The organism is Sorangium sp. So ce590, assembly GCF_051521365.1.
In the GTDB taxonomy this organism is placed as follows: Bacteria; Myxococcota_A; Polyangia; order Polyangiales; family Polyangiaceae; genus Sorangium.
In genome coordinates this window covers 4,175,804-4,195,833 of sequence record NZ_CP150346.1, presented here as the reverse complement: position 1 = coordinate 4,195,833, position 20,030 = coordinate 4,175,804, and the positions used below count along the sequence as shown (strand labels likewise).

The following is a 20,030-nucleotide window of genomic DNA, read 5'->3' as shown; positions in this document are numbered from 1 at the left end:
CGCGCTCACGGGGGCGCGCGCAGCAGCGCGACGGCGAGCGTCTTGTCGTCTCCCGAGCTCCGCCGCAGCGGCTCGGCGTCGAGCAGCCGCGCCACCTCGCCGCCGGCGTCGCCCGCGTCGGTGACCTCGGCCGCGAAGTCGAGGAGCGGCGCGCAGAAGGGCGCGTACGGCGCGAGGGCGCGGCCCCGCACGAGCGCGGCGCCCTCGCAGCCGTCGGTGAAGGCGCAGAGCGCGTCGACGCCCTCGTGGAGGCCCACGCGCAGGCGCGCCTCCCACGAGGGCGACGAGACGAACCACGTCTCGTTCGCGTATTCACCGCGATCGGGCGCGCTCAGGACCACGAGCTCCCCGCCGCCGCGGCGGCGCCCGACCACGGCCCCGTCGCCGAGGTGCGCGACGGCGACGGCGTCGCCCCACGCGGCGGCGGCCACCAGCGTGCAGGCGAGGTCCTCGGGCGCGAGGGCGCGCGCCTCGGCCTCGCGGAGGAGCGCCTGCCGGCCGGCCGCGCAGGCGGCGCGCACCGCGTCGCAGAGGGCCTGGGGGCTCTCCGGCGCGAGCTCGCGCAGCGCCGCGACGACCGCGGCCGCGACCGCGGCGGCGCCGATCTCCGAATGCGCGGCGGATCCGGCGCCGTCGCACAGGCACAGGCCGACCCGGCGCCCGCCGGCAGGGCCCGACGCCCAGGCGTCCTGGCAGGGCGAGCCCTCCTGCTCGTGCTGCGGCCCGCGCACCGACGCGCCGAACACGAGCCACCCCGTCACGACGGCAGCGCCCCCCACCCGCGCGGCCCGGTGGGATCCTCGAGCGGGACCTCCTCACCGGGCCGGGAGCGGCTCCGCGCCTGGAGGCTCCTGCTCAGCCATTGAAACATTGTGTCCCACTGCGCCTCCTTGAGCCGGAGCGGCGCGCGATCGGGCGAGAGCTCCTTGAGGCGATTGAAGTTGGCGGTCCTCGTGCCGACCGCGAGGAGGACGAGCCTCCGGTCGCGTTCGGCCTCGCGGACGCGGCGGACCGCCGCCGGCCAGCGGGCGGTGTCGGTGGGCTCGCCGTCCGTGAGGAGGAAGATCAGCGGGCGGTAGTAATCGAGGCCGCTCTCGCGGTAGGCGCGCTTCTTGGCCTCCAGGAGCTCGAGGGCCTGCTCGATCGCTGCGGCCATGGGCGTATCGCCGGCTGCGACGAGCGCAGGGGGCTCGAAGACGGCGGCCTCGCCGAAATCGCCGTGGACCGTGACCTTGCCGCCGAAGGTCACGACCGCCAGCTCGACCCGGTTGCGGGCGACGGTGTCCCGCGCGAGCGCGGCGCGGAGGCCGTCGAGGCCGGCGGCGAGGTCCGGGAGATCGGCGGTCATGGATCCCGAGGTGTCGACGAGCAGGACCAGCGGCTGGCGGGGCTCGCGGTTGTTGTCGTTGACCCGGACCCGGTCGACGAGGGACGGCGGCATGCCGGAATGGAAGGGCAGGCGGCCGCGGAGGGGCAAGAAAGCGGCGGGGCTCTTGCTACCGCCCCTCGCTCCGCTGCCGGCACAGCCCCGTCGCCCCCTTCGGCGCGCCGTCGCTCGTCCAGCACATCCGGCTGCGACCCAGCCGGATCTCCACCTCCGGCGGCAGCTCCTCCGGCAGGAGCAGGCGCCACGCCTCGTCCTCCGGCTGCTTGAACAGCGCGTAGATCGCCACCCGTCCCTTCGCCGGCAGCGGCACCATGAGCACCTGCCTCACCCCCGGGAGCACCGCCAGCGCGCTCAGGACCGAGTCGTCCGGCGCCATGGCCATGCCCGCCGCGTCGTCGTACGACTCCGTCGAGAAGGCCTTGCCGTCGACCGCGCGGGCGAGCACGTAGCACGAGCGGGCGTCGTTCATGTCGGCCGCGGGGGTGAGGGTGAGGCGGAGCTCCCTGGTCGAGCCGCCGCAACCCGGGAGCACGAGCGCCGCCCCGAGGACCATCAGATACGCGACGCGCATGGGGCGCCCATCTTCCCGCGCCGGGTGCCGCGCGGGCAACTACGGCGCCATCGTCGATCAGGGCGTTCCTCCGGGGGGGTGGCCTGTCCAGATCCACGCGGCCTCCGCCGAGCGAGGAGCGGCGGCGGTCGTCGCGCGGGCGGCGAGGGCTGTCGAGCCGCTGCGCGTCGCGCCTCGCCCACGTACGCTTCAGCCTCGATAGACGTAGCCGACGAGGCTCTGGAACCGCTCGTAGCTCCAGCCGCGCTTCTGGACGGTCTTGCTCTTGCTCGCATACTTGCGGATGCGATCCACCATGGCGTCGCCGGCGGTGCTGATCCCCTCCGGGTTGAGATCGAGCTCATCGAGCTCCTCGGCCACGGCCTTCACGGGCGTGAGGCCGCCCTTCGCGGACGTCGTCCATGCCTCGAGCTTGTCGTGGACACGAGCGCTCACGGGCTGCTTGAACTTCGGGAAGACGGACAGGTAATTCCGCCCGTTGGTGTTCTCCTCGGGCATGGCGAGGCCGTTGTCGATCTTCTTCATGCCGAGCTTGTATTTGCCCATCTCGTCGACAGGCTTCTTCAGCAGATCTTTCACCGGCAGCGGCGTCTCCGCGGAGACGCCCGGCCCCGCCTTGACGTGGACCACGCAATTGCCGCCGTGCGCATCATTGTCGTGGGTGAGCCAGTTCAGGACCATCATGTCGGCGAAGTCGTTCTCGTCCAGCATCCCGTCGATGAGCTTGGTGGCCGAGTCGGCCGCCTCGTGGATGGGAGCTCCTCCCTGGCGGAGCCTGGTGACCAGCTCGTCGCGGAGCTCGCCGACGCCCATGATCCCGGGGAGGAACTGCTGGGCGGAGCAGAGCTTCGGCCCTTTCGTGCTGAAGACGCCGGACCCGTCGAAGACGGCCGCCACGGTGCCAGGGACGAGGTGGCCCAGCCCGAGGCGGTTCGCCACGTGGTGGGTCGCCACCTCCCGCTGTACCGCCGTATGCACCGGGATCCCGGCGTGGAGGCGCTTGCCGTCGTAGCCGAACCCTTTGCGGTTGTTCGGGCACATCAGATCTTCATCCCCCGGCTTCACGACCCAGCCGGTCTTCCCGCCCGCCTTCAGGAAGTACGCTCCTCCATCACCGCCGGAGATGGCCGACAGCCTGGCGCCGCCGCCTCGAAAGGTCGCCAGTTGCTTGTAAATGGGCTTCAGGCTCTCGCGCTTGCCGAGCGCCTTCACCTTCGGGCGCCACGCCTCGAAGATCGATTGGGTCAAGCGTTCGCCGGGAGACAGCGCGACTTCGCGGGCCGGCAGGAGCTCGACGAGCTCGGAGGAGCCGATCTGCGAGGTCGAGGACCGCGGCGGCACGGGCAGCAAACCGCCGATCATGCCGGGGGTGCGCACGAGCGGAGGCCGGACCGGGCACACGTCCGTGACGCCGCCAACCGGAACGAGCGCGGTGGAGTTGGAGTAGCCTCCCGGGCTCGACGGGAGCTTCTGGGGAGATCGCGGCGCCGGCTGGCGCGACTGGTGGGCGTCGATGGATCGCGCCTCCGCGGCGGTGATGAGGGAAGCCGAGAGGAGCAACAGCGCCGCCCATACGGGGAGGTTCACGAGGGGCCCGTCCAGCAGGGAGGCGTCGACCTTCCCTGCGAGGTAAGCCCGCTGCTGGTGATCGATGTGCTTCACCCCGCTCACGTGCCGCGCTCGGTCCGCCTTCGTCTTCGCTTTCTTGGAGTCGAGGAACCCCCGGTTGCGTTGACCCTTGCGATACGGCTGGAGAGCCTCCCCGATGGCGGGCTCGGGCTGCGCCACCGTCGCAGGGTGCGGCGGCCTGGGGGCCATGCCGCCGAGGGCGGGCCTGGGCTGCGCCACCGTCGCAGGGTGCGGCGGCCTGGGGGCCATGCCGCCGAGGGCGGGCCTGGGCTGCGCCACCGTCGCAGGGTGCGGCGGCCTGGGGGCCACGCCGCCGAGGGCGGGCCTGGGCTGCGCCACCGTCGCAGGGTGCGGCGCGCGGGCGTTCGGGGGCGGAGCAGGCGGTCGACCGACGATGGACATGCGGCTCCCGGAGACCCAGTGCGGTCCTCCTCCCTATCCGCGCTCGCCGCCCCCGGCAAAAAACCACCGGCACGCGCCGGCCCCTCGGCCGCCGGCCCCGGGCGCACCGATGCGGAGGTGGGCTCGGGGGCCGAGCCGGGCACGGCCCGCGTGAATTTGGCCACGGGTGGGGGGATTGCTACCGTCCTCTCGGTCATGGCGGGGCCCGACGCCTGCGGGACACCGCACGTGAGCCTGATGTCAGCAAGGTGGACGGTCGCGCCGAGCTCCAGGAATCTTACTCCAGGCCGCGGCGCCGAGCCCGCACTGGCCGAAGGCGCCGTCACCGCGATAACCGTGACGCGACATCCAGAACTGGTAGCCGTACCCGCAAAGTGAGTCGGGGTCCTCCGACCAGTCCTCGATTTGCAGTGTCTCGATGCCCGTTCCACCATCCGGGCCAGCACGAAGGTGGTCGAATTGTCACAGGCGTGCCGTGTTCCCTCCGCCTCGGTGAACGGTACGCGCAGGAAGCCTTATCGGGAGAAGGACGAGCGCGGCGCGAGCACGCCGGACAGGCGCAGCAACGGCTAGCGCGGTGGAGGGATGAGCGCGGCCACGCCGTCCGGCAAACCGCCCCAGCCCGCCACCTCGGTCTTGATGCCGCGGGTGCGCATCACTTCCTCCAACGCTGGAGTCAGGCGCCCGGGGCGCGCACGAACTGCTCGTAGACCACGAGCGTGACCGGCATGTCGTTGGCGACCTTCACGAGGATGCTCTTGACGCGCGGCCATTCGAGGCCGGTCTTGCCGGCGCCCACGCGCGGTACGCCGATCCGCGCGATCCCCGCCCCGGCGGCGTGCGTCACCATCGCGGCCAGCGAGCGTTCGAGCGCGGCGAGCGAGGGCCTCTTCGTCGCGTCCTCCTGGATCGCGAGGCTGTACACCGTGTCGCCGCCCTCGCTCCAGACGAAGGCCTCCCCGAGCTGGAGCTTCCGCTCGGCGCTCCGCTGCTCGAACGCCGGGAGCAGGCCCGGCCAGCGCTTCTTGAACGTCACGGAGATCCCCGTGTCCATCTTGCCCACGCAGCTCACGCCGTGCGCGTACGCATGAAAATCCGGGGTGTTGAGGAGGTCGCCCTTGGTGAAGATCGTCGGCACGCGGGGCCCCCTAGCATCGCCGCGGTCAGCTTCGTGAGATGCCGACGGGCCCGCGAATGCGAGGCGAGGCGCCGCCTATGCCCCGCCACCTCGCGCGCGCCGTTCCGGCCCACCCGGTACGTCCGCACCGGCGCCCCCTACGAGCCGGTCGTGCCTGCGGGCGCTGGCGAGCGGCAAGGCTCCGGCAGCGAGTCGATCCGAGCGGCGGGCCCGACGTTCGGCCCAAGCTTGCTCACCCCTCCGGTGCCAGCGGCAGCCCGAGCAGCCGGCCGATCGCCTCGTGCGCGACCCGGGCCCCCACCTCATCCCCGAGGGCGACGGCGCGGCTCAGGGTGCTGGCGAGCGAAACGACCACCGCAGCCCGACGCGACGGCTCGGTCACGGCGAGCTCTCCAGGCCAGGCGCCGCGGAGGGCGCGGGCGTGGATCTGCGCGAGCTAGAGGCGCGGTGAGAGGGGGGCGCGCCCGTCACGTCGGATCGTGGACCGGATCCGCCAGCATCGCGTCAGCGCCGGAAAACGGGCCGAGCTCTCGGGTCTTCCGCGCGCCGCGTTCATGCAGGTGCTCGGCGAACGTGGCGTGCCGGTCGTTGACCATCCGGTCGAGGCATCAAAGAAGAATGTCGCGCCCCGTCCACCGTTCCGCCATCGTCAAACGGGCGGACCCGCCCGAATACCATTGGGTCGATCGTGCGCTTCACGCCATTGATCTCGTGGTAGCCTGGACGACAACATGAACGGAATTCTAAGAAAATTCAGCGCTTGCGGTATTTCGCTGTCGCTGCTCTCACTCGCCGTGGACGCGGCTGCCGCCTCGGCCAAGGTCGCGCTCATCCATTCCAATCCGGGCCTCGGAGAGGTCACCCAGAACGTCGCCGCGCTCGACGCCCTCGTCGAGGAAGCGCTCCAGAACGGCGCCGATATCGTGGTGACCCCCGAGCTCGCCACCACGGGCTTCTCCATCACCCGGGCGGATGTGGTGGACAGCCTCGGGTTCACCTCTCCGTACCCCGAGCTGGACGGCATCCGCGACCTCGCCATTGCGTACCAGAGTTATGTCGCTGTCGGAATCGCCGAGGTGACCCCCTCGGAAGCGGTATACAACACCGTGGTGGCCTTCGGTCCGGACGGATTCATCGAGACGCAGCAGAAGCGGGGTCTCTCCGGCTGGCACGACGCTGGCAACGTCCCCTTCGACGTCATCACGACGCCGTACGGGGACATCGGGATGCTCATCTGCTCCGACTCCTATCTTCCGGACTGGATGCGTATCATCGCCCTGGAGGGCGCGGATATCGTCCTGCTGCCGTCCAACTGGTGGGGCCGCGACGGGCAGGAGGAGATCTGGCAGACGCGCGCCAGGGAGAACGGCGTATGGTTCCTGGCAGCGAACCGGTGGGGGACCGAGGTCGACGAGCGCTTCGGCTCTCCCTTCACCTACGACATGAATGACGCCCCGTCCGCCGCGATCAGCCCGGATGGGAACATCAAGGTCATCTACCGGACGGAGGACGACTCGCTACCTCCCGCCGACACGATCCTTTACCAGACCGTGGTCGTTCCCGACGCGCGGATCGGGAACGTGAGCAACCCGACCTACTCGGTCAGCCACCGGGAGCCGAGCGCGTACGGCGCGATCGCGAATTCGTACTACCGGCGCGACCTCGGCTACGAGCCGGCGCCTGGCCTGCCCACCCCGGGGCCTGTACGCGTGGCCGCGATGGCCTACAAGCCAGCGCTCTCCCCTGCGCACAACCTCACGACCATCAACCAGCTCTGGTCCACGCGGAGCCAGGACGCCGACGTGCTCGTCCTGCCGGGGCTGGGGGCTTCCGTCGTGCCCGTGAACGCCTCCAGCTCGGGATGGTCCTCGGCGTTCCCTTGGTCTGCGCTCCAGACCTTCGCCGAGCAGAACGCGCTCTCCCTGCTGGTCACGACGGTGATCGAGTACGAGCAGGGTGAAACGTTGCACGAGTCCCTGCTGCTCGTCCGTCCGGGCGTACCTCCCTCGCTGCACGCCCAGATCCATGACACCCCCTTCCTCGAGAACGGCAGCGGGGCCGAGCCGGTGTTGCTCGATCTTCCTGGCGCCCGCGTCGGCGTGCTCACCGGGCAGGACGCCCTGTTCCCCGAGACCGGGACGCACCTCGCCAAGGCAGGAGCTGACCTCGTGCTCATCACCTCGACCTCGGGCTCGCTCGCACCGAAAGACCCGCTGAGCCGCATAGGCTACCACTGGGACGTCGACGCGCTCCGCCGCATGTGGAGGACCCGGACCAACGAGGTGGTGCATCTGGCGGCCTCGGATTGGACGGGTAACGGTATCATCGTCGAGAATGGCGGTGGCTATATCAGCAACCTGGAAGACGTCGGCGCCGGGGGCCGGCTCAAGATCCTGAACCTGGACACGAGCACGGTGCGTACCAAGTTTTTGAACAGTTACTATCCGTTCGATCTCGCGGTCCTCCTCGACGACTGAGCCCTCGCTGGGGGCCGCCCGATGGCGGCCGCTGCAGGCCGTTTCGGGGGCGCAGCGCCATAGCCGCCCGGACGTTCCCCGCCGAAGGGGCCTCCCGCCCCCCGCGGGATGGGGGTACAGTCCGCAGCATGGTCAACCCCCCGACGCGCGAGGCACACCACGGCCGGGAGAGGCGGAGCTCAACCCGCGCCTTGATGGTCCTTGGCACGGCGTCGAACGTGGGAAAGTCTTTGCTGGTCGTGGCGCTGGGGCGCTGGCTGCGCCGCCGCGGCGTCGATGTGGCGCCCTTCAAGGCGCAGAATATCGCCCTCAACTCCTACGTGACGCCGGATGGCGCCGAGATCGGCTGGGCTCAAGCGCAGCAGGCGTTCGCGGCCGGAGTCACCCCTCACGCCGACATGAATCCGGTGCTGCTCAAGCCGGGAGCCGACGCCTCGGTGCAGGTCGTGGTGCGCGGCAAGGTGTCACCGGAGCTCGGCAGGCTGCCGTCTGATCGCCGGTACAGCGCCTTGCGCTCCATCATTCTCGAGAGCTACCGTCGGTGCTCGACGCGCCACGACGTCGTCTTGCTCGAAGGGGCCGGCAGCGCGGCGGAGATGAACCTCAAAGCGCGGGACGTCTCGAACCTCTGGATGGCCAGGGCCGTGGGCGCGCCGTGCCTGCTCGTGGCCGACATCGATCGCGGCGGCGCCTTCGCGTCGATCCTCGGCACGCTCTCGCTGCTCACCCCCTCGGAGCGGCGCCTTATCGCGGGGTTCGTCATCAATAAGTTCCACGGCGATCCCCTGCTCTTCGCCGACGGCGTGCGCTTCCTGGAAAAGCGCAGCGGAAAACCCTGCCTCGGCGTCATCCCTCACCTGCCGGACATCTGCCTGAAGGCCGAGGACAGCGTGGCGCTCGGCGACGGGCCGCCCACCGCGGGCGCGGGCGACAGCGAGGCGCTGACCATCGGCGTCGTGCAGCTCCCCCACATCGCCAACCACACGGATCTCGACCCCCTGACGCGGGAGCCGGGCGTGCGGCTCGTTTACGTGACACGCCCGGAGCAGGTGGCGAGCCTGGACCTGCTCATCCTCCCCGGCAGCAAGTCCACCGTCGCGGACCTGGAGTGGCTGCGCCAGCGCGGGCTGGCGGACGCGCTCGCGCGGCACGGCGCGCGCGGCGGTCGCATCCTCGGGATCTGCGGCGGCATGCAGATGCTGGGGCAGAGCATCGACGATCCTCACAAGGTCGAGGACAAGGCCGGCGTGGCTGTCGAAGGCATCGGTCTGCTCCCCGTGCGGACGATCATGAACGCTCACAAGACGACGACCCAGGCGACCGCCGTGCTCGTCGATGCGCGACCGGGCGTGGGACAGCTCGTGGGTTACGAGATCCACATGGGCTGGACCGAACGTACCGACCCTCGCTGCAGGCCGCTGCTGCACCTGAGGCGGGCCGGCGGCGGGGAGGTCATCCTGGACGGGGCGCAGACGGAGGATGGCCGCGTCTTCGGGACCTACCTGCACGGCCTGCTCGACAACGACGAGTTCCGCCTGCACCTCCTGAACACCCTGCGGAAAGAGCGCGGCTGGCCGGCGCTGCCGGGCGTGCGCTCCTATCTTTCAGGCGGTTACGATGCCGAGATCGACCGCTGGACAGGCCACGTCATGCGGCACCTGGACGAGACCTATCTCTCCAGGATGCTGCTGGTCGGCGATGAGACGCCGGGCACGCAGCGGGGGGGCCAAGCTTGACGTTTCGACGCCACAGGGACATGTTCGCGCCATATGTCGCGGGGGGGCCAACGTTGCCGAGGTCGAGCGGCAGAGCCGGGGCCACGAAGGAGGCGGTACAGCTCCCTGCCTGCCGCCTGGTCCGCCGTGGCTTCGTGCTCGGGGCTCTCTCCTCGGCGCTGCTCGCGTGGGCGTGCGACCGGCGCCCGCCTCAGGAGAACGCCAGCGCGCTTCGCATCATCTCACTCTCCCCTGCCATCACGGAGACGCTCTTCGCCATAGGCGCGGGCGGGGCCGTCGTGGGCGTGAGCGATTTCTGCGACTACCCCGACGACGCGCAACGCCGGACGAAGGCAGGCACGGCGCTGACCCCGAACGTCGAGGCGATCGCGAGGCTGCGCCCGACCCTCATCATCAGCCAGCGCACCCAGAACTCGCGCGTGGAGGAGCTCAGAGCGATTGCGCGTGCCGAGCTGCTGCCCTGGCAGACCCTCTCGGAGGTGGTCAGCGGCACGCGAGAGCTCGGCCGGCTGACGTCGCGAGAATCGGCCGCGGAGGCGCTGGCCGGCACGCTCGAGGAGCGGCTCTCCCGGCGGCCTCCGGAGGGCGCTCCACGCGTGCTCATGGTGCTCGGCTCGACCTCCGGGAGGATGAGCGAGATCTGGTTTTTCCGGCGCAACGCGCTCCACGGCGCGGTGCTCGAGGCGGCCGGCGGCCGCAACGCGATCGCAGAGGACATCTTCCGAGCTCCCAACCTGTCGCTGGAGCGGGTCATCGCGCTGGACCCGGAGGTGGTGCTCATCCTCGTCGACGTCGATCGGCTCGAGGAGAGCGTGGAAGCTCGCTATCTCACCGACTGGAAGGCGCTGCCGATCGCCGCGGCCAAGCGAGGTGCCATCCGTGTCATCCACGGCGCTGATGTCAACTCGACGGGGCCGCGCATACTGGGGCTCCTTGACAAGGTCGCCGCGGCCATCCACGATGCGAAGGCGCAGCCCCGATGACCGTCCTCGAATTCGACCATGTCACGGTCCACGTGGGTGCGCACAGGCTGCTCGACGACGTCACGCTGCGCCTCATCGAGTCCGAGTTCGTCGCGGTCGTGGGCCCCAACGGCGCCGGGAAGACGACGCTGATACGCGTGGCGCTCGGGGTCATCCAGCCCTCGTCGGGCCGTGTCCTCGTCGACGGCGAGCCGCTCTCCGCGCTCTCCGGGAGGGAGCGCGCGGCCAAGCTCGGATGGTTGCCGCAGCGCGGGGTGATCCTCGAGCCGATCCCCGCCGTGGACTTCGTCGCCGCAGCCCGGTTTCGGTTCCGGGAGAGCCGGGGGCGTTCGCTCGCCGCGGCGCAGGAGGCGCTGGCCTCGGTGGGCGCGGCGCCCCTCGCGGGCCGCCTCATCACCGATATCTCTGGTGGCGAGCTGCAGCGCGTCCTCGTCGCGGCGCTCCTCGCCCAGGAGACGCCGCTCGTGCTGCTGGACGAGCCAGCAAACCACCTCGATCCGGCGCAGCAATTCGAGCTCTACGGGCAGCTCGTGCGCCTCTGGCGCTCTGGCCAGAGCGTTCTCTGCGTCACCCACGACGTGAACGCGCTCGCGTACTCGGTCCATCACGGCGAGGCCAACCGCCTGAACGTGGTGGGGATGAAGAACGGACGCATCGAGTTCGTGACCAGCTACGGAGCGGCGGATTTCGGCGCCTTGTTCGGCGCCCTGTTCGGCGTCCGCATGCGGGCGGTGGACGTGGGGGGCCGACCCTTGTTCCTGGTCGAGCCGCCCGACGCAGCGCCGCTCGCATGAGCCCCCGCGCCCGCGCCGGGACGAGGATAGGCGCGCTCGTGCTCGGCGCCGCGCTGATCATCGGCGCCGCACCGTTCGTGGGCCCTCCGCTGGTCGAGGACAGCGCTGAATTCATCTTCTGGCAGCTCCGTGTGCCGCGCGTGTTGATGGCGGTCCTGGTCGGGGGGACGCTCTCGCTGGTCGGCGCGACCTATCAGGTGATCTTCTTCAACCCGCTGGCCACGCCCAGCACCGTCGGGACGACGGCGGGGGCGACGTTCGGCGCCCTGATCGCCATTGTGTTCGGGGTCCGCAGCATGGTCTGGGGGGAGCTGCCGGTCCTCACCCTGTCCGCCTTCCTCGGGGCGCTGGGGGTGAGCGCAGCGGTGACGTTCGTCGCGCTGAGCCGGCGGGCGCGCAACAACGACATCATCCTCGCCGGCATCGCCAGCTCTCTCGCAGTCGGCTCCGCGTCGTCGGCCATCCAGTTTTCCGCCGATGAGACCGCCACGCTCGCTGCGGTGCGGTGGTCGCTCGGGTACCTGCCGCAGGTGGGCTACCGCGGTATCGTCCTCCTGCTGCCGATCGCCGCGATCACGGCGCTGGGCTTGATCGGCCTGTCGCGCTCCCTCGACGTCCTCGCCACAGGCGAGGAGCTCGCGCATAGCCGGGGTATGAACGTCCCGCTGGTGCGCGCGATCGCGATCGGCTGCGGGGCGCTCGGCGTCGCCGGCTGCGTCGCCTGGTGCGGCCCGATCGCCTTTGTCGAGCTGATGGTGCCTCACGTCGTCCGGCTCACTCTCGGGAGCAACCGGCGCGTGCTGTTGCCGATGTCCCTGGTCGTGGGCGGCGCATTCCTGGCGCTGTGCGACACGATCGCGCGAACGGTGATCGCGGGCGCCGAGCTGCCGGTCGGGGTCATCACCGCCGCGCTCGGCGCGCCGACCCTGGTGTACCTGATCGCGCGGCAGTACCGTTGAAATAACACACGCAAGACGGAACATATTCTTTCGTGCCGATCGTAATGGTTGATACGGGGGCAGGTATTGCCTTAGAGTAGTCAACTTGACGGCCTAGATCCTCCTGGAGCGACGTGTTCACCATGGCGAGCAGGAATTGCCCTAGTGTTCTCGTCCTCGGTACATCGTCCCTGGTCGGGAAGACGCTGGTCACGCTGGCCATTTGCCGCTGGCTCAGCGGTCAGGGCAAGGCCGTCGCCCCGTTCAAGCCCATGTCGATGTCGTCTGGGCGTGGCTCCTACCTCACGGCTTCAGGCGGGGAGATCCACGTCCACCAGGCGCACCAGGCCATGGCGGCGAACCTTGAGCCCCACGTCGACATGAACCCGTTGATGTTCAAGGCGGTGGGGGACAAGCTCGAAATCATCGTCTGCGGAGCACCGTCCCCGGGGCTGGCCGAGATCCCGATCACGCATCGGTACAACTCACTCCGCGCCGTCATCGTCAAGAGCCACCGCCGACTCGCCGAACGATTCGATCACATCGTCATCGAGGGCTGCGGAAGCCCTGTCGAGCTGAACATCAAAGAGCGCGATATGTCGAATTGCTGGGTCGCAGAGACCTTCGACGCGCGATGCCTGCTCGTAGGGAGCGCGGAGCAGACCGGCGTGTTCGCCTCCATCATCGGGACGCTATCGCTTCTCACAGAGAGGGAGCGATCCCGGGTCGCCGGCTTCGTCATCAACAAATTTCATGGGGATCCAAGCGAGTTCGCCGACGGCGTCCGCATTCTCGAGGACAAGACCGGGATTCCTTGCATGGGCGTCATCCCCTTCCTGTCCGGCATCACCCTCGTCGGTCAGGAGAGCGAGGCAGCGTCGGCGCCGGAGACCATCGCGTCAGGCGAAGGCTTCATGAAGGAGCTGGATCGCTGCGCAGATCACATCATCAAACACCTGAATCTCTGGCTCCTGCAGGAGCGTTTCCTCTCCCAGCCCCCTTCGGCGCACCCCCCGGATCCTGGGCCGATGAGCGACCGCGCGATCCCGTGAGGAGACACCTTCGCTCGAGGGGATCGGGAGGATGCTCCGATTGCTGCCGATGTCGTTTCTTGCGATCTGGTTCGGTCAGCTCCTGTCAACGCTCGGGACCGGCATCAGCAGCTTCGTGTTCACGATATGGGTCTGGGACAGAACGCATCACGCTGCGTCCATCACCACCCTCGAGCTGTGTTCCTTCGGCGTCGTCGTCCTGGTCAGCCCGCTCGCCGGCGTGCTCGTCGATCGCCTTGACCGGCGGTGGGCGATGGCGGTGGCCGACCTAGGGGTCGGCGCGGTGACGGTCGGGATCCTGTGCATCAACAGGACCGTCGGGCTGGAGCCTTGGCACCTCTACGTGGCCAAGCTGCTGACCGGCGCCTTCGTCGCCTTTCAGTTGCCGGCTTATCTGGGAGCGGTGACCGTCCTCCTGTCCAAGGAGTCCTATGCGCGCGCCAGTGGCATGATGTCGCTGTCGCTCTCGCTCTCGGGCCTGCTCTCTCCGGTGGCAGCATCGGCGCTCTATCGCAGCGTCGGCCTCGATGGTGTCCTCATGCTGGACGCCGCCAGCTTCGGGATCGCCGTCGCCCTCCTGATCTTCGTCCGGCTCCCAGCGCGCGCGCTGGCCACCGAGCCGAGGGACCGCCCGCGGCTCATCGAGGAGGCGACCTACGGCTTCCGGACGGTCTTTGGCCGCAAGAGCCTCGTCGGGCTGCTGTTCGTCCTCTCGGTCAACAACTTTCTGAGCATGTTCGGGATTCTGCTGCCGCCCTTGGTCCTCGCCCGGACGGGAGGTCACGAGGCAACTCTGGCGTCGGTCATGGTGGCAGGCGCGGCTGGAGGCGTGGCCGGAGGCATCGCGATGGGCTTGTGGGGAGGGCCGCGAAAGCGCATCCAGGGAGTGCTCTTGATGATCTTTCTCAACGGCCTCTTCGGTCAGGTGCTGCTTGGCCTCGGTCGCACGCCTGTGACCTGGGGAATGGCATCCTTCCTGACCTCCTTCTTTTTTCCGATCCTGTACGGGTGTAACCAGGCAATCTGGCAGTCAAAGATCCATCCCGACGCCCAGGGGCGGGTCTTCGCCGCCCGGCGCATCGTCGTCGACGCGATGGTCCCCGTCGCCATGCTCATCGCCGGTCCCCTCGCGGACTATGTGCTGGAGCCGGCGCTATCTCCAGGGGGGGCCTGGGTCCCGTTCCTCTCCTGGCTCGTCGGCTCGGGCCCGGGCGCTGGAATGAGCCTCCTCTTCATCGTCGCGGGCCTGGCCACCATGGGGCTCGCTGCGGCCGCGTACAAGGTCCGCTCGATCCGAGAGATCGACTCTGTCCTGCCCGACGCCAGCGATTCTGCTGGCGCGCGGCACGACGTCCTGCCGAGAGACGGCGCGTAGCATTCAGCATGAAATCCACCCTGACTGAACAGCTTTCGCGCAACGGGTATGCCGACCCCGTTCCGGTCTTCGACCGGGCCAGGGCCGACCACTATCGGCGGAGCTTCCTCGCTTCGCTGGGCGAGAGCGGAGGTCGCCCCGATCCCCACGCGCTATCGGGGTACCACCTCAGGCATCGATGGGCGTACGAGCTCGCCACGACGCCGGCGCTCCTCGACTGCGTAGAGGCCGTGCTGGGACCTGATCTGGTGCTGTGGGCGAGCCACGTCTGGTACAAGCCGCCGCGATCGGAGGACATCGTCCCCTGGCACTGCGACGCCGTTTATTGGCCCGTCTTGGACCGCGACACCAACTTGACGGCCTGGATCGCGCTGAGCGCCTGTCATCACGGCAACGGCGGCCTGCGAGTGATTCCCGGCTCGCATCGGACCGTGCCCCACGACTCCCATATACCGGACATCGACAGCTCAAGCTTCCCGATCGTCGAGCTAGAGATGATCCCCGGCCAGGCGACGTTCTTCTCCGGGTATCTTTATCACGGCTCGGAGGGAAATATGAGCTCTAGTCCGCGCATAGCCTACGCGCTGCGGTTCACGACGCCGGAGGTTCGGTTCGAGCGCGCGGCGGTGGAGTCGAGCTTCGGCTACCTGAGGACCCTCGTTGTCCGAGGAGCCGATCGCTACCACCACAATGACTTCATGAGGACGCCTCCCCCTTTTTAGCCGATGAAATATTGCCCTCTCGGCCCCACGGCCATCAGCGTCAGCCGCCTCTGTCTGGGGACAGTGAACTTCGGGCTGCACACCTCCGAGAGAGACGCATTTCTGCTGCTGGACAGGGCGACCGACTGCGGGATCAACCTCGTCGACACGGCCGAAGTCTACAGCGAGGGGCGAGCGGAGAGCATCATCGGAAACTGGCTGGCGCTCGGACAAGGCCGACGAAGCAGGATCGCGCTGGCGACGAAGGTCTTCCGAGGGCCGGACGAGCCGCGCCTCTCGGCGCGTCACATCTTGGAGGCGTGTGAGCAGAGCCTCCGGCGACTGAGAACAGACCGTATCGACCTCTATCAGGTCCACCATGTCGACCGGGCCTGTCCGTGGGAAGAGCTATGGCAGGCCATGGATCAACTGGTGAGGGAAGGAAAGGTCTTGAACGTCGGGAGCAGCAACTTCGCGGCATGGGACATAGCATCGGCCAATAGCCTCAGTCGACAGCACCAGTGGCCTGGATTCGTCTCGGAACAGAGTGTCTATAACCTCCGCAGGCGGATGATCGAGCTCGAGGTCATCCCCTGCTGTCGGGCCCTCGGCATGGCGCTGCTGGCGTACAGTCCGCTGGGCGGCGGGTTGCTCGGCGGGGGACTGACGAGCCCTGCGCCGGGGCGCCGCGCAGACAGCTGGGTTCAGCGCATAGCGGAGCAGCATCGAGAGCAGCTCAGAGCGTTCGAGGACCTGTGTCAGCAGGCTGGGCATCGCACCGCCGACGTCGCGCTCGCCTGGGTTCTGCGCAACACGGCCGTCACGGCGGCGATCATCGGACCGCGAACCGTCGAGCAGCTGGTGCAGAACGTAGGCGCCATGGATATGGCTCTCAGTGAGGAGGTTGTGACGAGGCTAGAGCAGATCTGGCCCGGCCCCGGTGGCGAGGCCCCGCAGGCATACGCCTGGTGAGCCCGTCTCCGTGGGGCCGCGGCCCGCAGGGCCACCGCGGGCGCTCCTCCAGAAGCGCTCTAGGACGGCTCCCTCGATGTCGAGGAGCGAGACATTGGTGGGTTGGTAGTCCGTGTTCACGATGCTCAAACCTCGCCCGGACCCGTCCGACTGCTTCGTGACCCCTCCGGTGCTTCCCGGAGGCGGCGCCACGTTGCATCCGAGGAGCAGGAGCAGGCTCAGCGACCGTCCCGCCCAGACACTCGCCTTGTTCGCCATCACCACCATACCTCCATGCCCCCATGCACGCGTCGCCCTGGCAACGGGCCCACGGCCCCGACCGTCAAAATGGCAGCGCAGCCGTTGGACGGGAGGCCAATTTGTCCCAGCTGGTGGATCATCGCGGCGCTATATTGACATACACTGGCTCGTCCTGATAGGGATTTCCGGGGCGGATGCCGGAGGGCAGCGACCCAGGCGAGCGCTGCGTCGTTACGTCGTTACGTCGAGATTGCATATAGCAGTGTTCTTTGAGGGTATGGCACATGGACCTCCGTCGTTCCATTGGCAGGATCGGCTGCCTCATGCGGCACAGCTGCGCAAATGGTTCCGCAGCCTGGTCGGCCCCCCTCGTGCTTGCCCTCGGCTGCTCGGGCGGCGCTCCAACGAGCGCGCAGCCGCCGCTGCCGGCATCCGGCGCGGAGGTGACGGTGACGGTCGCCTTGCTCCACATGAACCCGGAGCTCGGCAAGCGTGACCAGAACGTCGCGAGAATAGCGCAGCTCGTCGAGGAATCGCTGATCAAAGGCGCGAAGATCGTCGTCGCGCCGGAGCTCGCCACCACGGGATACTCGATCACGGCGGAGGAGGTGAGCACGAGCCTGGGCTCCGTCTCGCCCTTCCCTGAGCTCGATCGGATCCGAGATCTCGCCGAGCGATATGCGGCGTACGTGGTTGTCGGCGTCGCCGAGCGGACGCGAGCGTCACTGTTCAACTCGGCGGCCATCTTTGGTCCAGGCGGTCTCCTCGGCGTGGAGCGCAAGCGCGGGACGACGCCGTGGAATGCTCGTGGCGACACGCCCTTCAAGGTCATCTCGACGCCGTATGGCGAGCTCGCCGCCGTGATCTGCTCCGACACCTACCTGCCGGACTGGGTGCGCATCGCGACGCTGCAGGGAGCCGACGTCGTCGTCGCACCGGCCAACTGGTGGGGTGACTACGGGCAGGAGGCGATCTGGACCACGCGGGCGCGGGAAAACGGCGTCTGGATGGCGGTGGCGAACCGCTGGGGCCAAGAGGTCGATCGCCGCGGGGCGGACCCGTACGTTTATGACATGAACGACGCGCCGTCGGTGGTGATCGACCCCCAGGGAAAGGTCGAGCTGCGTCACCGGGCGGAGGACATGACGGCGCCGGCCGACAAGATTCTCTACGCCACGATGTCGATCCCGCGGGCGCGGATCGGAGCAAAGAGCAACCCGACCGACACCATCGCGAACCGGCGCCCGCAGGCTTACGCGGATCTTGCAGGGCCTTGCTTCGTGCCAACGGCCCCCGCGTCCTGCCAGGCCGGGCTGCCTCCTGCCGGCAGGGTCGAGATCCGCGTCCTCTCCTACGTCCCTCAGGCCGATCCTGCCGCGAACCTCGACCTCGTCGCCTCGAGATGGGGTGACGCTCCGGCCGAGCTGGTCGTGCTACCGGCGCTGGGGATCTCCGGGGAGACCGCGCAGGAGCCGCTCCCGGACTGGAGCGATCCCCCATGGTCGGCGTGGCGGGAGTTCGTCGATCGGAGAGGCGTTCAGCTGCTCGTCACCACGATCCGCGAGAGGCCATCCGGCGCCGGCGCACGTGAGTCCCTGCTCGTGATGGAGAGGGGGAGACTTCCGCGGACGGTTCCCGCGATCCACGCCGCTGGCGCGGATCCGGGGAGCGGCAGGAGGCCCGAGCTCGTCGACCTGCCCGATGCGCGCGTGGGGCTCGTGACGGGGCACGACTCGGTCTTCCCCGAGATCGGCGTCGCGCTGGCCAAGGCCGGTGCTGACATCGTGGTGATACCCTCGAGCCTCGCGTCGGACGGCGGCGTCTGGGACAAGGTGGCACTCCTGTCCGCCTGGAAGAGCGACACGAACGCCGGCTTCCACCTGGCAGCGTCCGACGCTGCGGGCTTCGGTCTCCTCGTCGAGAGCGGCGGGATGTACACGATCTCGGCGACGGAGCTCTCGGCCAGGGATCCGGTGAAGGTTCTCGCGGTCGACATCCCGCCGGTGCGTGAGCGGAAGCTCAATACCTATTACCCGTTCGATCTGAGCGTGCTCCTCGGGCAGAAGCCTCCTCCGTGACGAAGGCAGGGGGCAGCGAGCGCCCTCGTTGTTATCCACGCTCTTCGCCTTGCGGCAACGGCCGCCGTGGGCGCGCTCGATCTACTGCCTCCGAGGGGGGCGCGAGCGGCGCGCACGAAGCCCCACGGCAGGCGCCCGCAGCGAAGGTAGCGGCGAAGCTCTTGTTCGATGTAGCGCATGCCTTATACGCCTCCCGCCTCCGCTCCCGTCAGGGCATCGGGTACACGAGCGAGAGCCCGGCGACGCACATCTCGTCGAACGTATTCCCCTCGCCGTAGGCCACGTCGATCGTCGAGATCATGTTCGCCTCCTTGAGCGCCTTGACCACGTACGGGTTCTCCGTCGAGTTATTGTACGTGCACCGGACCTGGAGCACATCGCCCGGATCGAGCGCCGGGAGCGTCTCGATGGGCGCGTCGTACGAGTACGAGCGCTGCCAGCCGAACTCCCACTTCGGCGCGTGCGCCAGGCACTCCTCCTTGGGTTGATCGGGTGAGCCGTTCGCCCGCGTGACCGTCACCTTCTCGTCGAATCCCAGGTAGTGCATGTGCAGAAAGTCGCCATAGATGCGAGTGCCCGGCGGGAACGGCATCTCTTGCGATCCGGGCGAGTCCGGGGCCGGGACCGTGAACTGCTCCGTCTCCACGTGGTTCTTGCTGTCCGCGGGGATCAGGAACTCGACGCCGTTCTTGTCGCCCGGACCCGGCAGCAGCCCGAAGCCAAACTGGCCGACCGGATCATCGAAGTTGCCGATCAGGTGGTACAGGAAGCCGTACTTCGGCTTCTCTTTGGTGAGCCTGAGCTGGATGCGCGTCAGGTCCGGGTCGGCCGTCGTGCCGGCGGGGTGGTAGTGGATCTGCATCATGATGAGCGACCCCTTCGGGATCAGCTGACCCACCCCCTCGGGCAGATCGACCGGGTCGGTGCCGGGAGCCCAGGCTGTGAGCATCTGGAGCGATCCAATCTCCACGCCATTCGGGACCTCGCCGGCGCCACACGGAAAGCTCCCGTCGGGGCCGGCCAGGCTCGCGGACTTCCACTCCGGATCGATGGAGATTATCCCATGGTGAACGACCTTATGGTTGCCGGGCACCATCTGTAGACCATTTAGGTACTGGTCCTCGGTGAGCCCGGGATCGATGATGAAGCAGCGGAACTCGTCCTGCTCACCGGAGGTGACGTAGGGCTCGTTCGGATGAACCTCGAGGGTCATGCCCGGCAGGTCGGGGCTCTTCGGCACGAACGAGGCGGGCGCGTCCTTCGGATCACCCTTGGGGGTGCCGGCCTCGCTCCAGGCCTCCAGCGTGCTGATCTCCTCGTCGGAGAGGCGGATGTCGCCCTTCCACGCGTGACGGGTCGAGCACTCGTCCGTGTCACGCACGGCGAAGGGCGGCATCGTGCCCGCCTTGGTCGTGTGGACCATCAGCGCCGCGACAGCCTTGGCCTCGTCGTACGCGGTAAGGCTGAAGGGCGCGATGTTGCCCGCGGAGTGGCAGCCCATGCAGCTCTTCGAGCCGGGGCGCATCGCCGGGCGACCGGGTGTGACGCGGGCGGCTG

The 20,030-nt window shown here is 68.8% G+C and carries 18 protein-coding genes; 11 read left to right on the top strand and 7 right to left on the bottom strand.

Annotation, left to right across the window (positions count from 1 at the left end):
• Nucleotides 1–5: 5 nt before the first annotated feature.
• The 6 genes from WMF28_RS15760 to WMF28_RS15735 all read right to left on the bottom strand — a co-directional run bounded on the left by WMF28_RS15760 (nt 6) and on the right by WMF28_RS15735 (nt 5,509).
• Nucleotides 6–761, bottom strand: coding sequence for a PP2C family serine/threonine-protein phosphatase (locus WMF28_RS15760; RefSeq protein WP_437603058.1), 756 nt, complete (start codon nt 759–761; stop codon nt 6–8).
• Entirely contained in the window at nt 758–1,441 is a 684-nt protein-coding gene (locus tag WMF28_RS15755) for a vWA domain-containing protein (protein ID WP_437603057.1), read from the bottom strand. Before WMF28_RS15755 ends, WMF28_RS15760 begins: the two co-directional genes overlap by 4 nt.
• A gap of 55 nt (nt 1,442–1,496) precedes the next feature.
• On the bottom strand, nt 1,497–1,958 hold the full coding sequence (locus tag WMF28_RS15750; RefSeq protein WP_437603056.1) for a hypothetical protein: 462 nt from the start codon (nt 1,956–1,958) through the stop codon (nt 1,497–1,499).
• A 189-nt stretch (nt 1,959–2,147) separates the two neighbouring features.
• A complete protein-coding gene (locus WMF28_RS15745; protein ID WP_437603055.1) occupies nt 2,148–3,989 on the bottom strand; it encodes a hypothetical protein in 1,842 nt (613 codons plus the stop codon).
• Nucleotides 3,990–4,665: 676 nt separating this feature from the next.
• Nucleotides 4,666–5,127, bottom strand: coding sequence for a macro domain-containing protein (locus tag WMF28_RS15740; RefSeq protein ID WP_437603054.1), 462 nt, complete (start codon nt 5,125–5,127; stop codon nt 4,666–4,668).
• A 232-nt stretch (nt 5,128–5,359) separates the two neighbouring features.
• Complete coding sequence (locus tag WMF28_RS15735) at nt 5,360–5,509, bottom strand: hypothetical protein (RefSeq protein ID WP_437603053.1); 150 nt, start codon at nt 5,507–5,509, stop codon at nt 5,360–5,362.
• Between the two features lie 97 nt (nt 5,510–5,606).
• Between WMF28_RS15735 and WMF28_RS15730 the strand changes: the two genes are divergently transcribed.
• The 11 genes from WMF28_RS15730 to WMF28_RS15680 all read left to right on the top strand — a co-directional run bounded on the left by WMF28_RS15730 (nt 5,607) and on the right by WMF28_RS15680 (nt 18,473).
• Entirely contained in the window at nt 5,607–5,834 is a 228-nt protein-coding gene (locus WMF28_RS15730; protein ID WP_437603052.1) for a UPF0175 family protein, read from the top strand.
• 24 nt (nt 5,835–5,858) lie between these two features.
• On the top strand, nt 5,859–7,604 hold the full coding sequence (locus tag WMF28_RS15725) for a nitrilase-related carbon-nitrogen hydrolase (protein ID WP_437603051.1): 1,746 nt from the start codon (nt 5,859–5,861) through the stop codon (nt 7,602–7,604).
• 128 nt (nt 7,605–7,732) lie between these two features.
• The gene (locus tag WMF28_RS15720; RefSeq protein WP_437603050.1) at nt 7,733–9,340 is read left to right on the top strand and encodes a cobyric acid synthase; all 1,608 of its coding nucleotides are present in this window, start codon (nt 7,733–7,735) and stop codon (nt 9,338–9,340) included.
• A 134-nt stretch (nt 9,341–9,474) separates the two neighbouring features.
• Complete coding sequence (locus WMF28_RS15715; protein ID WP_437603049.1) at nt 9,475–10,323, top strand: ABC transporter substrate-binding protein; 849 nt, start codon at nt 9,475–9,477, stop codon at nt 10,321–10,323.
• Nucleotides 10,320–11,117 carry an ABC transporter ATP-binding protein gene (locus WMF28_RS15710; protein ID WP_437603048.1) on the top strand — a complete coding sequence of 266 codons (798 nt, stop codon included), beginning with the start codon at nt 10,320–10,322 and terminating at the stop codon, nt 11,115–11,117. The genes WMF28_RS15715 and WMF28_RS15710 overlap by 4 nt, the downstream gene beginning before the upstream one ends.
• Nucleotides 11,114–12,076 carry a FecCD family ABC transporter permease gene (locus WMF28_RS15705; RefSeq protein WP_437603047.1) on the top strand — a complete coding sequence of 321 codons (963 nt, stop codon included), beginning with the start codon at nt 11,114–11,116 and terminating at the stop codon, nt 12,074–12,076. Before WMF28_RS15710 ends, WMF28_RS15705 begins: the two co-directional genes overlap by 4 nt.
• Before the next feature lie 122 nt (nt 12,077–12,198).
• Nucleotides 12,199–13,107, top strand: coding sequence for an AAA family ATPase (locus WMF28_RS15700; RefSeq protein ID WP_437603046.1), 909 nt, complete (start codon nt 12,199–12,201; stop codon nt 13,105–13,107).
• A 49-nt stretch (nt 13,108–13,156) separates the two neighbouring features.
• Nucleotides 13,157–14,482 (top strand): MFS transporter, encoded by a 1,326-nt coding sequence (locus WMF28_RS15695; RefSeq protein WP_437604263.1) that lies wholly within the window; start codon nt 13,157–13,159, stop codon nt 14,480–14,482.
• A gap of 8 nt (nt 14,483–14,490) precedes the next feature.
• Nucleotides 14,491–15,204: a phytanoyl-CoA dioxygenase family protein gene (locus WMF28_RS15690; protein WP_437603045.1), complete on the top strand. Its 714-nt coding sequence runs from the start codon at nt 14,491–14,493 to the stop codon at nt 15,202–15,204.
• A 3-nt stretch (nt 15,205–15,207) separates the two neighbouring features.
• Complete coding sequence (locus tag WMF28_RS15685; protein ID WP_437603044.1) at nt 15,208–16,155, top strand: aldo/keto reductase; 948 nt, start codon at nt 15,208–15,210, stop codon at nt 16,153–16,155.
• Between the two features lie 689 nt (nt 16,156–16,844).
• On the top strand, nt 16,845–18,473 hold the full coding sequence (locus tag WMF28_RS15680) for a nitrilase-related carbon-nitrogen hydrolase (protein ID WP_437603043.1): 1,629 nt from the start codon (nt 16,845–16,847) through the stop codon (nt 18,471–18,473).
• 208 nt (nt 18,474–18,681) lie between these two features.
• Here WMF28_RS15680 and WMF28_RS15675 read toward each other — a convergent pair whose 3' ends face one another.
• Entirely contained in the window at nt 18,682–19,974 is a 1,293-nt protein-coding gene (locus tag WMF28_RS15675; protein WP_437603042.1) for a hypothetical protein, read from the bottom strand.
• Between the last annotated feature and the right edge of the window lie 56 nt (nt 19,975–20,030).

Excerpts from the sequence above, each read along its gene's own strand:
- WMF28_RS15755 (WP_437603057.1), bottom strand. The coding sequence starts at position 1,441 with ATGCCGCCGTCCCTCGTCGACCGGGTCCGGGTCAACGACAACAACCGC.
- WMF28_RS15750 (WP_437603056.1), bottom strand. The coding sequence starts at position 1,958 with ATGCGCGTCGCGTATCTGATGGTCCTCGGGGCGGCGCTCGTGCTCCCG.
- WMF28_RS15745 (WP_437603055.1), bottom strand. The coding sequence starts at position 3,989 with ATGTCCATCGTCGGTCGACCGCCTGCTCCGCCCCCGAACGCCCGCGCG.
- WMF28_RS15725 (WP_437603051.1), top strand. The coding sequence starts at position 5,859 with ATGAACGGAATTCTAAGAAAATTCAGCGCTTGCGGTATTTCGCTGTCG.
- WMF28_RS15720 (WP_437603050.1), top strand. The coding sequence starts at position 7,733 with ATGGTCAACCCCCCGACGCGCGAGGCACACCACGGCCGGGAGAGGCGG.
- WMF28_RS15710 (WP_437603048.1), top strand. The coding sequence starts at position 10,320 with ATGACCGTCCTCGAATTCGACCATGTCACGGTCCACGTGGGTGCGCAC.
- WMF28_RS15705 (WP_437603047.1), top strand. The coding sequence starts at position 11,114 with ATGAGCCCCCGCGCCCGCGCCGGGACGAGGATAGGCGCGCTCGTGCTC.
- WMF28_RS15700 (WP_437603046.1), top strand. The coding sequence starts at position 12,199 with ATGGCGAGCAGGAATTGCCCTAGTGTTCTCGTCCTCGGTACATCGTCC.
- WMF28_RS15695 (WP_437604263.1), top strand. The coding sequence starts at position 13,157 with ATGTCGTTTCTTGCGATCTGGTTCGGTCAGCTCCTGTCAACGCTCGGG.
- WMF28_RS15690 (WP_437603045.1), top strand. The coding sequence starts at position 14,491 with ATGAAATCCACCCTGACTGAACAGCTTTCGCGCAACGGGTATGCCGAC.
- WMF28_RS15685 (WP_437603044.1), top strand. The coding sequence starts at position 15,208 with ATGAAATATTGCCCTCTCGGCCCCACGGCCATCAGCGTCAGCCGCCTC.
- WMF28_RS15675 (WP_437603042.1), bottom strand. The coding sequence starts at position 19,974 with ATGGGCTGCCACTCCGCGGGCAACATCGCGCCCTTCAGCCTTACCGCG.